At 60.4% G+C, this 11,899-nt stretch carries 13 protein-coding genes and 2 riboswitches; of the genes, 10 read left to right on the top strand and 3 right to left on the bottom strand.

Annotation, left to right across the window (positions count from 1 at the left end; all coding sequences use genetic code 11):
- The first annotated feature begins 10 nt into the window (after window positions 1-10).
- The 5 genes from ilvB (at window position 11) to speE (ending at window position 5,109) form a co-directional block, all read left to right on the top strand.
- Window positions 11-1,804: a biosynthetic-type acetolactate synthase large subunit gene (gene ilvB, locus GKA01_RS03415; RefSeq protein WP_146859254.1), complete on the top strand. Its 1,794-nt coding sequence runs from the start codon at window positions 11-13 to the stop codon at window positions 1,802-1,804.
- Complete coding sequence (gene ilvN / locus GKA01_RS03410; RefSeq protein ID WP_146859252.1) at window positions 1,804-2,331, top strand: acetolactate synthase small subunit; 528 nt, start codon at window positions 1,804-1,806, stop codon at window positions 2,329-2,331. The genes ilvB and ilvN overlap by 1 nt, the downstream gene beginning before the upstream one ends.
- Window positions 2,331-3,350 carry a ketol-acid reductoisomerase gene (ilvC, locus tag GKA01_RS03405; RefSeq protein ID WP_146859250.1) on the top strand — a complete coding sequence of 340 codons (1,020 nt, stop codon included), beginning with the start codon at window positions 2,331-2,333 and terminating at the stop codon, window positions 3,348-3,350. Before ilvN ends, ilvC begins: the two co-directional genes overlap by 1 nt.
- A gap of 341 nt (window positions 3,351-3,691) precedes the next feature.
- Window positions 3,692-4,171: an adenosylmethionine decarboxylase gene (speD, locus tag GKA01_RS03400; RefSeq protein ID WP_146859583.1), complete on the top strand. Its 480-nt coding sequence runs from the start codon at window positions 3,692-3,694 to the stop codon at window positions 4,169-4,171.
- Between the two features lie 65 nt (window positions 4,172-4,236).
- Window positions 4,237-5,109: a polyamine aminopropyltransferase gene (speE, locus tag GKA01_RS03395; RefSeq protein ID WP_146859248.1), complete on the top strand. Its 873-nt coding sequence runs from the start codon at window positions 4,237-4,239 to the stop codon at window positions 5,107-5,109.
- A gap of 36 nt (window positions 5,110-5,145) precedes the next feature.
- Here the strand turns inward: speE and GKA01_RS03390 are convergent, their stop codons facing one another.
- The 3 genes from GKA01_RS03390 to GKA01_RS03380 form a co-directional block, all read right to left on the bottom strand.
- Complete coding sequence (locus GKA01_RS03390; protein ID WP_146859246.1) at window positions 5,146-5,574, bottom strand: MarR family winged helix-turn-helix transcriptional regulator; 429 nt, start codon at window positions 5,572-5,574, stop codon at window positions 5,146-5,148.
- 99 nt (window positions 5,575-5,673) lie between these two features.
- On the bottom strand, window positions 5,674-5,955 hold the full coding sequence (locus GKA01_RS03385; protein WP_146859244.1) for a putative hemolysin: 282 nt from the start codon (window positions 5,953-5,955) through the stop codon (window positions 5,674-5,676).
- A gap of 3 nt (window positions 5,956-5,958) precedes the next feature.
- Window positions 5,959-6,261 (bottom strand): putative quinol monooxygenase, encoded by a 303-nt coding sequence (locus GKA01_RS03380; protein ID WP_146859242.1) that lies wholly within the window; start codon window positions 6,259-6,261, stop codon window positions 5,959-5,961.
- A gap of 91 nt (window positions 6,262-6,352) precedes the next feature.
- Window positions 6,353-6,442, top strand: a riboswitch (glycine riboswitch).
- Window positions 6,443-6,519: riboswitch (glycine riboswitch) on the top strand.
- An 81-nt stretch (window positions 6,520-6,600) separates the two neighbouring features.
- Between GKA01_RS03380 and gcvT the strand changes: the two genes are divergently transcribed.
- The 5 genes from gcvT (at window position 6,601) to GKA01_RS03355 (ending at window position 11,886) form a co-directional block, all read left to right on the top strand.
- Window positions 6,601-7,746, top strand: coding sequence for a glycine cleavage system aminomethyltransferase GcvT (gcvT, locus tag GKA01_RS03375; RefSeq protein ID WP_146859240.1), 1,146 nt, complete (start codon window positions 6,601-6,603; stop codon window positions 7,744-7,746).
- 36 nt (window positions 7,747-7,782) lie between these two features.
- On the top strand, window positions 7,783-8,142 hold the full coding sequence (gene gcvH / locus GKA01_RS03370) for a glycine cleavage system protein GcvH (RefSeq protein WP_146859238.1): 360 nt from the start codon (window positions 7,783-7,785) through the stop codon (window positions 8,140-8,142).
- A 77-nt stretch (window positions 8,143-8,219) separates the two neighbouring features.
- A complete protein-coding gene (gcvP, locus tag GKA01_RS03365; protein WP_194265848.1) occupies window positions 8,220-11,075 on the top strand; it encodes an aminomethyl-transferring glycine dehydrogenase in 2,856 nt (951 codons plus the stop codon).
- A 198-nt stretch (window positions 11,076-11,273) separates the two neighbouring features.
- Window positions 11,274-11,585 (top strand): putative quinol monooxygenase, encoded by a 312-nt coding sequence (locus GKA01_RS03360; RefSeq protein ID WP_146859234.1) that lies wholly within the window; start codon window positions 11,274-11,276, stop codon window positions 11,583-11,585.
- An 88-nt stretch (window positions 11,586-11,673) separates the two neighbouring features.
- Window positions 11,674-11,886: a heavy-metal-associated domain-containing protein gene (locus GKA01_RS03355; RefSeq protein ID WP_146859232.1), complete on the top strand. Its 213-nt coding sequence runs from the start codon at window positions 11,674-11,676 to the stop codon at window positions 11,884-11,886.
- Window positions 11,887-11,899: the final 13 nt, after the last annotated feature.

Genomic DNA, 11,899 nt, shown 5'->3' with positions numbered 1-11,899 from the left:
GGAGGGAACGGTGACGGCTGCTGAAAGAGACGCAGGAACAGGCAACGAGGCGCTGAATGGCGCGGAAGTGCTTCTGCGCGTTCTCGACGAAGAGGGTGTGGAGGTCATATTCGGATATCCGGGTGGGGCTGTCCTTCCGATTTACGATGCTCTTTTCCAGCAGGACCGAATTCGCCATGTGCTTGTCCGCCATGAGCAGGCTGCCGTTCATGCGGCAGAAGCCTATGCGCGTTCGACGGGCAAGGTGGGCGTGGTGCTGGTGACGTCGGGGCCTGGTGCGACGAATGCCGTGACCGGGCTGGTGGATGCACTGATGGATTCCATCCCGCTCGTTTGCCTGTCGGGTCAGGTGCCGACCAAGCTGATCGGCAATGATGCGTTTCAGGAAGCCGACACGACGGGCATCACGCGCCCTGCGACCAAGCACAACTATCTCGTGCGCGAGCCGGGCACGCTGGCACAGACCGTGCGTGAGGCGTTCGAGGTTGCGCGTTCGGGCCGTCCGGGGCCGGTTCTGGTGGATCTGCCCAAGGACATCACGGTCGGCAAGGCGCCGCTGACGAAGCCGGCACTGTCGCGCCTCCAGCGGCTGCGTCATCAGGGCGGTCCGGATGCGGAGGCGATCGCCCGGACCCTCGAAGCCATGAAGACGGCGAAGCGCCCGCTCTTCTATACGGGCGGGGGTATCATCAATTCAGGGCCGGAAGCGTCGGACCTGCTGCGTCGTCTGGCGCGCAAGACCGGCTTTCCGGTGACGTCCACGCTGATGGGGCTGGGGGCGTTTCCGTCTCCCGATCCGCAGTTTCTGGGTATGCTGGGCATGCACGGTTCGGTTGAGGCAAACATGGCCACGCATGGCTGTGATCTGCTGATCGCTCTGGGATCGCGCTTCGATGACCGTGTGACGGGGCGTGTGGATGCGTTCTCGCCCAATTCGTTCAAGGTTCATGCTGATATCGATCCGAGCCAGATCGACAAGATCGTGCCGGTGGATGTGCGGATCGAAGGCGATGTGCGTGATACGCTCGAAGCGCTTCTGGAAGCCTGGGGTGATACGCCTGCGCCGGATCTGTCGACCTGGTGGAACCAGATTGCGTCCTGGCGGAGTGTGGATGGGTTCGGCTTCACGCAAGATATGACGCCGTCTGCCGTCATCCGTCCGCAGCATGCGGTTCGCCGTCTGTATGAGCTGGCGAAGGAAACGGGCCGCGATACGTTCGTGTCCACCGAAGTTGGGCAGCACCAGATGTGGGCGGCCCAGCACTTCCAGTTCGACAAGCCGAACCGGTGGCTGACATCCGGTGGTCTGGGGACGATGGGCTATGGTCTGCCGGCTGCTGTGGGCGCACAGGTGGCGCATCCGGATGCGCTGGTGATCGATATCGCCGGTGAGGCGTCCACGCTCATGAACATCCAGGAGCTGGGGACGATCGCGCAGTATCGCCTGCCGGTGAAGATCTTCATCCTGAACAACCACTATATGGGCATGGTTCGTCAGTGGCAGGAATTGCTTCACGGGTCACGCTATTCGCAGTCCTACAGCGAAGCGCTGCCGGACTTCGTGAAGCTGGCCGAAGCCTTCCACGCTACTGGAATGCGGGCAACGCATGTGGGTGAGCTTGATGACGTGATCCGCCGGATGCTGGAGCATGACGGGCCGGTCGTGGCGGATATCTGCGTGGCCGAGGGCGAGAATTGCTATCCGATGATCCCGTCGGGTGCGGCGCATAACCAGATGCTGCTGGGTCCGGATCAGGATTCCGAAGCGGCGGGACTGACCGAAGAAGGGAAGATGCTGGTCTGATGACGGAGACGATCCAGAATTCGGTCATTTCAGTCCTGATCGAGGACGAAAGTGGCGCGCTGGCCCGCGTAGTGGGTCTGTTTTCCGGCCGTGGCTACAACATTGAGAGCCTGACGGTGGCGCTGGTGGATGCGGAGCAGAAGCTCTCGCGCATCACGGTGCTGACGTCGGGCACGCCGATGGTGATCCAGCAGATCAAGGCGCAGCTCAAGCGTCTGATTCCGGTGCATGACGTCTGCGACCTGACGGAAGAAGGTCCGTATGTGGGTCGCGAGCTTGCGCTGGTGAAGATCGTCTCGTCCGGCGAGCACCGGACGGAGGCCCTGCGCATTGCGGATTCGTTCCGCGCGCGGCCTGTGGATACGACGGCCACGAGTTTCGTGTTCGAACTGACGGGATCGCCCGAGAAGATCGACGCGTTCATCGAGTTGATGCGCCCCCTTGGTCTGGCCGAGGTTTCGCGCACCGGGATTGCCGCCATCGGGCGTGGTCCTTCTGTCTTTCACCTTAACAAGGAGCCTGTCTGATGCGGGTATATTATGATCGCGATGCCGATCTGAATCTGATCAAGAGCAAGAAAGTCGCGATCATCGGCTATGGCAGCCAGGGTCACGCGCATGCCAACAACCTTAAGGATAGTGGCCTGACGGACATCGTCATTGGCCTGCGTCCGACGTCTTCTGCCGTCAAGAAGGCGGAAGAGGCTGGTTTCAAGGTCATGTCCCCGGAAGATGCAGCCGCATGGGCCGATGTGGTCATGGTTTTGACGCCGGATGAAGGCCAGGGCGCCCTGTACAAGGATAGCCTTGAAAAGAATATGAAGCAGGGCGCGGCCCTTGCCTTCGCGCATGGTCTGTCCATCCACTTCCGCATCATCGAAGCCCGTCCGGATCTGGACGTGTTCCTGATCGCGCCGAAGGGCCCGGGGCACACGGTCCGTTCCGAATACCAGCGTGGTGGTGGTGTTCCGTCCCTCGTGGCTGTGGCGCAGAATGCTTCGGGCAATGCGCTCGAAATCGCCCTGTCCTATGCCAGCGCCAATGGTGGCGGCCGTGCAGGCATCATCGAGACGACCTTCAAGGAAGAAGTCGAAACCGATCTGTTCGGTGAGCAGGCTGTCCTGTGTGGTGGCGTTGTCGATCTGATCCGCGCTGGTTTCGAGACGCTGGTCGAAGGCGGATATGCACCGGAAATGGCCTATTTCGAGTGCCTGCACGAGATGAAGCTGATCGTGGATCTGATCTACGAAGGTGGCATCTCCAACATGAACTACTCCATCTCCAACACAGCGGAGTATGGTGAGTACGTGACGGGTCCGCGCATCATCACGCCGGAAACCAAGGCTGAGATGAAGCGTGTCCTGACGGACATTCAGGACGGCACGTTCGTTCGTAACTTCATCCTTGAGAACCAGTCCGGTGGCGTTGGCTTCAAGGCCATTCGCGCCCGCAACGACGCGCACCAGATCGAAAAGACCGGTGAGAAGCTGCGTGCGATGATGCCGTGGATTGCCAAGGGCAAGCTGGTCGACAAAACCAAGAACTGATCAGGCAGGTTCGGGAGGCTGGATGCTGCCTCCCGAAAACGGGATGTATCAGCGTCTGTCGGGCGTCGGGATTTGGGGAGTCGTTTCCCGCAGATCCCGACGCCCGAACTGTTTCTGGGGCTTGGGGGGGTATGAAATTTTCGGTCTCAGCCCTGTGTCTAGGAAAGGGAAAACCTCTTTCTCATGCAATAGGGACATGGGCCGGAGAAGATATATGACATATTGGGGAATCGCCCCATAAAGTGCTTGCATCGGGGGGGAGGGGCCGGTAACTAGCGCGCTTCTTGGCCCAAGGGGGCATTTTTTGCCCAACAGGCTGTCTACTGGTTTGGGGGTACGTGATGAACGCACTTGCTCAACTGGGGATGGTATCGGAACTCCCGAGAGATATCCAGAACAGCGACGCTCACTTTGTTGAAGATGAGCGCAAGGATTACTTCATTGAGCGTGATGGCGAGCGTTTTGCTGGCAATCACCTGCTGATCGATTTCTGGGACGCTCGGAATCTCGATGATCCGATGCGGATCGACGAGACGCTGTGCGAAGCCGCCGTGGCGGCTGGTGCGACGATCCTGCACAGCCATTTCCATCACTTCACGCCCAATGGTGGCGTATCCGGCGTGATCGTGCTGGCGGAAAGCCACATCTCGATCCATACGTGGCCGGAACGGAATTATGCAGCCGTGGACGTGTTCATGTGCGGCGTGTGTGATCCGAATCTGTCGATCCCGGTGATGCAGCGCCTGTTCCAGGCCGGCCGGATCGAGGTTGACGCCGTACGGCGTGGCCGTGTGCAGGACAAGGCCGTCAAGGCTGCCTGAACTGACCAAAGGGCCGGATGAAACCGGCCCTTTTTCAATACAATCCGACAAGGAAACGATGATCCATGGCTGAAACATGGCTCAACGAGACCCTGTACCCGGACTGGGGACAGCGCTTTCTCGTTACGCGTGAGCTCGCACGGGTAAAATCCGACTTCCAGGATGTGGTGGTGTTTGAAAGCTCCAGCCATGGTCGTGTGCTGGTGCTGGATGGTGTCATCCAGATCACCGAACGTGACGAGTTCGTCTATCAGGAAATGCTGACGCATGTGCCGCTTCTGGCGCATCCCTGTGCAAAGCGCGTGCTGATCATCGGTGCGGGTGACGGCGGTGTTCTGCGTCGCGTCCTGCAGCATGACACGGTCGAGAAGGCTGTCATGGTCGAGATCGACGGCGCGGTGATTGAACTGTCCAAGCAGTATCTGCCGAATATTGCCGGTGATGCGTGGAACGATCCGCGGGCCGAGGTCATCGTTGGCGATGGCATCGACTACGTCCTGAAGGCGGCAGACGGCTCGTTTGATGTGATTATCGTCGACAGCACCGATCCGATCGGTGTGGGTGAAGTGCTGTTCACGGACGAGTTCTACAGCAACTGCGCGCGCATTCTTTCGGACGAAGGTCTGATCGTGAACCAGTGCGGTGTTCCGTTCATGCAGGCGGACGAACTGCATGAGACGAGTCTGCGTCGTGCGAAGTTCTTCCCGCATGTGGGAGCGTATGTGGCCGCTGTTCCGACCTATGTCGGTGGGTTCATGACGCTGGGTGTGGCCTCCAAGGGACAGGCACCGAACACGCAGACGGTCGAGCAGATCCGTACCCGTGCGGAGGCTGCGAAGATTGTGGGCACGACACGCTACTGGACGCCGGAAATCCATGTCGGCTCGTTCAACCTGCCGCCCTATATTGCCGAGCATCTTCCCAAAACCGGAAAATGATCGTGCGCCTGCCTCTTTGACTGAAGGGGCGGGCGGTTACAGCTGTTCTTTCAGACTGCTGTTGATCCGTTCCAGAAGTGTTACGAGAATATCGCGTTCGAGGGGTGTAAACCCCTTGAGTGCTATGTCGGTTAAATGTTCCATAATGGGAACGATATTCCGGCTTTTCCGCTGTCCGTCCGATGTCAGTGTGACCAGTGTGCTGCGGCGGTCTGTCGGGTCTGGTTCGCGCTGGATCAGGCCGTCGCGTTCCATCCGGACGAGAAGTGTCGTCATGCCCGGCTGTTCGATATCTGCAAAATCCGCGAGCGCTTTCTGATTGAGGGTTTTCCCGTCCTGCAAAGCCTGAAGCACAGGAAGCTGACCGATCCGTAGGCCTGTCTTTTTGAGTTCGCGTTCCAGCAGGAGCGTGAAGAGCCTGGTGTTACGCGTGGTCAGGGCACTTAGCGGGGAAGGGGTGGTCATGCGGATTCCGGGTATTGTGTGGATAGAATACATAACATGTTATGTATATGGATTGTTAAAAACCCGGCGGCCCTGTTCAGGCCTGACCGGGCTGGAAAATCAGGGCTTCATCTTGGCCAGGGGAGCGACGCAGCGGTGTTCGCGGTAGAGCGTCCACTCGTCGCAGATCTGGTTTGGGGGGAAAGTGCAGGTGCCGGTTTCGCCGCCGCGCGTCCGGACGTCGCCGTGTCGGCCGCCCTGCTGCGTGCAATAGACGCTGGCAGGGTTGGGGATCCCGATCAGGCGCTGGCGGGGATTGTGCTGCGGGTGTGAAGCACAGGCGGAAACCGTGCCGCACAGGAGTGTGATGGCGAGGAGGCGTTTCGTGCTTGAAAGATGCATTGCTCAGGGAGCCCTTTTCTTCAGGAAGCGGACGCCGCGTTCCTTAATGTCCAGTTCTTTTACAGCGTTTGCAAAGACCCCGAAATGTGTGGTTTTGAGATGGGCCTCGAAAGCGGCGCGGTCGGTATAGACTTCCACCAGGATGACGGTGTCGGCTTCCGTTTCGGGAGAGAGGACCGTGAAGCTGTGGCAGCCGGATTCGTCGGCGACGGAGCGTTCGCTGTCATAAGCACAGGCTTCGAGAAATTTCTCGTAGGTCGCGGGTGTGGTCTCGAATTCGGCAATAACCGTCAGTTCGCCAGCCATGGAATTCTCCTTCATGTTTTTAGGGTCAGAAGACACAACGCATGAGCAATCGTAACGATTGCGGAGTTTTTCGGAAACTGGCAGGATTGGAAGGACCGACACGGGAGAGACCAGCCGAAAGGCTGGCGCCGAAGGAGCAACCGCCCCGGAAACTCTCAGGCTAAAGGACCGAGGCGGTCAGGACATTCTGGAGAGAGGTGCGCGTGACGCATCCGCCGACGGGATAGCGATCTCAGGCGAAAGGACAGAAGGGGCGACGTGTTTCCGGCCGCGTTCTGCGTGGAGCTGGGGGCGTCTGCATCTTCACGTCTTGAGATAGAATGGACCGGGCTTTTTCGTATGAGCGATTCCCTCCAGCGTACTCCCCTTTATGATCTGAATCTGGAACTTGGCGCGAAGATGGTGCCATTCGCAGGCTTTGAAATGCCGATCCAGTTCCCTGCGGGGCTGATGGCGGAGCATCTGCATACGCGTGAGAAGGTCGGTCTGTTCGACGTGTCTCATATGGGGCAGATCCGCATTGCTGCGAAAAGCGGCGACGTGAAGGAGGCTGCTGCGGCTCTGGAGACGCTGGTCCCCGCGGATTATGTCGGCCTTGCCGCCGGGCGTCAGCGTTATGGACTGCTGACCAATGAAGAGGGTGGCATTCTGGACGATTTGATGGTCGCCAATATGGGCCATGATCTTCTGGTGGTCGTGAACGCGGGTTGCAAGGTTCAGGACGCGGACCGGATCGAGAAGGCGCTGTCTGATCGGTGTGTTGTGACGCGCCAGTTTGATCGTGGGCTTATGGCGCTTCAGGGGCCGGCTGCGGAAGCGGCTCTGGCGCCGCTTTGCCCGGCCGTGAAGGATATGCGCTTCATGGATGTGATCGAGACAGAGCTGGCCACTGCGACTGGGCCCGTGAAGGTGACGGTGTCGCGGTCCGGCTATACGGGCGAGGACGGGTTCGAGATCGGCTGTGCGGGCGCGGATTCCGAGAAGGTCGCGCGTGCGATTCTGGCGCAGCCGGATGTGTTGCCGATTGGTCTGGGCGCGCGGGACTCGCTGCGTCTTGAGGCCGGGCTGTGCCTGTATGGCAATGACATTGATGTCACGACCACGCCGGTTGAAGCCTCGCTGGGCTGGGCGATCCAGAAGGCGCGCCGTGAGGGCGGTTCCCGTGAGGGTGGCTACCCGGGTGCTGAGGTCGTGCTGAAGCAGGTGCACGATGGCGTGCCGCGCAAACGCGTGGGTCTGCTGGCGGAAGGTCGGGCTCCGGTGCGGGCGGGGGCGAAGCTCTTTGCCGATGCGGAGGGGCAGAAGGAAATTGGGGTGGTCACGTCTGGGGCGTTTGGCCCGAGCGTGAAGGCTCCTGTTGCGATGGGCTATGTCGCGTCGGACTATGCGGCGCTGGACACACCCGTTTTTGCGGAACTGCGGGGCAAGTATGTGCCACTGCATGTGCGGGCGATGCCGTTCGTGGCACCCGGCTTCAAGCGCTGAATTTACAGTCGAATTTCAGATCAGGAAAAAGTAGCAATGACGACCTATTACACGAAGTCCCATGAATGGATCCGCGTCGATGGCGAGCAGGCGATTGTTGGTATCACGACGCATGCCTCCGAAGAGCTGGGCGAACTGGTGTTCGTTGAAGCCAAGGACGAGGGCACGGAAGTTGCCGCCGGTGATGCGGCTGCGGTTGTCGAGTCCGTGAAGGCGGCGTCCGACATCTATGCGCCGGTTGCGGGGACGCTGGCGGGCTTTAACGAAGCGCTGTCCGATGATCCGACGCTGGTGGGCCGCGATGCGGAAGGCGAGGGCTGGATCTTCCGCATGACGGTTTCCAACCCGGACGACCTCAAGGGCCTGCTGACGGCCGAGCAGTACAAGAGCCTCTGAGGCTTGCGGGGTCTGCGCTGGCAGGCCCCGTTTTTCTTTCGGCCTACCCCGAATTCCTGCCTCCGCTTTTCATGAAAATGCCAGAGAACCTGCCTGTGACGACCTTGTGGCCTGCCCAGACCGAAGATTTTAGTTCCCGCCATATCGGCCCGCGTCCTTCCGAAATCGGGGAGATGCTGCGGGTCGTTGGGGCGTCCAGTCTCGATGACTTGATCGACCGGACCATTCCGGCCGCCATTCTCGATCGCGGGGATCACGGGATCGGTGCGGCCCTGACCGAGCAGGATGCGCTCGCGCGTCTGCGTCAGATTGCGTCGCGCAATCAGGTTCTGACGTCCATGATCGGGCAGGGTTATTACGACACGGTTCTGCCGCCGGTCATCCAGCGGAACATTCTGGAAAATCCGGCCTGGTACACGGCCTATACGCCGTATCAGCCCGAAATCAGCCAGGGCCGTCTTGAGGCGCTGCTGAACTTCCAGACGCTGGTGGCGGATCTGACGGGGCTGGACATTGCCAATGCGTCCCTGCTGGACGAGGGCACGGCCTGTGCGGAAGCCATGGCGCTGGCGCAGCGCGTGGGCAAGTCGAAGGCGACGGCGTTCTTTGTGGATGCCGACACGCACCCGCAGACGGTTGCCGTGATCCGCACGCGGGCTGAGCCGCTGGGCTGGGATGTTGTCCTGGGTGATCCAGAGACGGATCTGGATGCGTCCTCCGTGTTTGGCGCGCTGCTGTCCTATCCGGGGTCTTCGGGGCAGGTGCGGGATCTGCGCGGCGTGATTGCGGCGCTGCATGAGAAGGGTGCGATTGCGGCTCTGGCCTGTGATCCGCTGGCGCTCGTGGTGCTGGAAAGCCCTGGTGCGCTGGGCGCGGATATCGCGATCGGCTCGATGCAGCGTTATGGCGTGCCGATGGGGGCTGGTGGCCCGCATGCGGGGTTCATGGCGACACGCGATGCGTTCAAGCGGCACATGCCGGGGCGTCTGGTTGGAGTGTCGCGCGACAGTGCGGGCAAGCCCGCTTATCGTCTGGCACTTCAGACGCGCGAGCAGCATATCCGCCGCGAGAAGGCGACGTCCAACATCTGCACGGCGCAGGCGCTTCTGGCGATCATCGCGTCCATGTATGCGGTCTATCATGGTCCGGAAGGGCTGAAGGCGATTGCTGCGCGCGCACACCGGATGGCGGCGATCCTGTCCGCGGGGCTGAAGGCTCTGGGCGCGAGCGTCGAGACGGACGTATTCTTCGATACGATCACCGTTCAGGTGGGTGCTGCTGCACCGCAGGTTCTGGCGCTGGCCGTGGTATCCGGCATCAATCTGCGTGATGCGGGGAATGGCCGGATCGGCGTGTCCTGTGACGAGACCACGACGCCGGAAACAATCCGTGCGGTCTGGGCGGCGTTCGCGGGTGAAGGCGCAGATCTCGCATCTGTCGAACAGTCGCTCGATGTGACGGATGCGCTGCCGGAGAGCCTGTCCCGGACGGCTCCGCTGCTGACGCATCCCGTGTTCCATGCGCATCGTTCCGAGACGGATCTGCTGCGCTATATGCGCGCGCTGGCGGACAAGGATCTGGCGCTGGACCGGACGATGATCCCGCTGGGCTCCTGCACGATGAAGCTCAATGCGACGGCGGAGATGATCCCCATCACCTGGCCGGAGTTCTCGCGGATTCATCCGTTCGCACCTGCCGATCAGGTTCAGGGTTATGCCGAGCTGTTTGCGTATCTGGAGCGTACGCTCTGTGCGATCTCGGGGTATGACGCTGTCTCGCTTCAGCCGAATTCCGGCGCGCAGGGTGAGTATGCCGGGCTTCTGGCGATCCGTGGCTATCACCGGGCGCGTGGGGACGAGAACCGCGACGTCTGCCTGATTCCGGCGTCCGCGCATGGGACCAATCCGGCTTCGGCGCAGATGGTTGGGATGCGGGTTGTCGTCGTGGCCTGCGACGAGAACGGCAATGTCGATGTCGAGGATCTGAAGGCGAAGATTGCGCAGCATGACGGGCGCGTGGCAGCCATCATGATCACCTATCCGTCCACGCATGGCGTGTTCGAGGAGCGGATTGTCGAGATCTGCGAGCTGGTTCATGCAGCCGGCGGTCAGGTCTATCTGGATGGTGCAAACCTCAATGCGCAGGTCGGTCTGGCGCGTCCGGGTCTGTATGGCGCCGATGTCTCGCATTTCAATCTGCACAAGACGTTCTGCATTCCGCATGGCGGTGGCGGTCCGGGCATGGGGCCGATCGGAGTGGGTAAGCACCTTGCGCCGTATCTGCCGGGACAGCATGGCATTGCGGTGTCCGCTGCGCCTTTCGGATCGGCATCCATTCTGCCGATTTCCGCAGCTTATATCATGATGATGGGCGACGAGGGCTTGCGTCAGGCGACGACGATGGCGATCCTGAATGCGAACTACATCGCATCGCGTCTGGAAGGGCACTACCCGGTTCTGTATCGCGGCACGAATGGCTTTACTGCGCATGAATGCATCGTGGATCTGCGCCCGCTGAAGGATGCGGTCGGTGTGACGGTGGACGATATCGCCAAGCGTCTGATCGACCATGGCTTCCATGCACCGACCGTCAGCTTCCCAGTGGCGGGGACGTTCATGATCGAGCCGACGGAATCCGAGGGGAAGGGCGAGTTGGATCGCTTCTGCGATGCGATGATCGCCATTCGGGCGGAGATTGCCGAAGTCGAAGCCGGGCATGTGGTGATGGAGGCCAGCCCGCTGCGCTTTGCGCCGCATACCACGGCGGATCTGGCGGGCACATGGGACCGGTCTTACAGCCGCGAGGAAGGATGCTTCCCCGGTGGTGTGAACACGTCGAAATACTGGTCGCCGGTCGGGCGTCTGGACAATGCCTGGGGGGACCGGAACCTCGTCTGTTCCTGCCCGGATATTTCGACCTACGCGGAAGACTGAACGGTTTTTTCAGTCTGATGTTGGGGAACAGGCGCCTTCCTTCGGGGAGGCGCCTTTTTGCTGTCTGCTTCTTTCGGATCGGATACCCGGTATGGGTTCTTTCTCGCAAAGGTGTGCGGTATGGTTTCACGTGAAACACTGCCCGTCTGCGGAAAGGTCGTGGTCGGGTAGGTGTCATTCTTGATGAGGAAGTTCCCGATGAGTCAGACGGTTCACATCACGGCTGTTGTCACGGTCGCGGCGGACCATGCCGCAGCGGCAGAACACGCTTTTGCGGCCTGTATCGTGTCTTCACGCAAGGAAGAAGCCTGCCGCCAGTACGTTGTCAGCAGGGATATCGAAAAGACTGGCCGGCTGGTGGTTTCCGAAGTTTGGACTTCGGAAACCGGGTTCGAGGCGCATCTGGCGTCACCGCATTTCAAGGCTCTGGGGGAAGCACTTGGAAAACTGGATGCGCAGCTCGACATCATGAAAGTCCAGCCGCTGGACGATGCTGCGGACGCAGTCTGAAAAGACGGTTTTCATTTCTGCGGGAATATGCCCCATTTCGGGGATCGACTGCTTTGCGGAGCAGCCTTTGAAAACAGGAGAGTCTCTTATGGTTTCGATGGTGACGTTCAAGGTTGACGGGATGTCGTGCAACGGATGTTCGGGAAAGCTGCAGTCTGCGCTGTCCAATGTTCCGGGGGTATCGTCGGCGGAGGTAACGCTCGATCCGGGGCAGGCTGCCATTCAGTACGATGAGCACAAAGTGACGCCAGTGGCGTTACAGCATGTTGTCGAAGATGTCGGGTTCGACGTTATCGCCTGACAAGCGTTTGAAC

Source organism: Gluconobacter kanchanaburiensis NBRC 103587, from assembly GCF_007988905.1.
GTDB classification, from domain to species: Bacteria; Pseudomonadota; Alphaproteobacteria; order Acetobacterales; family Acetobacteraceae; genus Gluconobacter; species Gluconobacter kanchanaburiensis.
The sequence above is the reverse complement of the archived record's forward strand: the minus strand, read 5'-3'. Positions and strand labels throughout refer to the sequence as shown.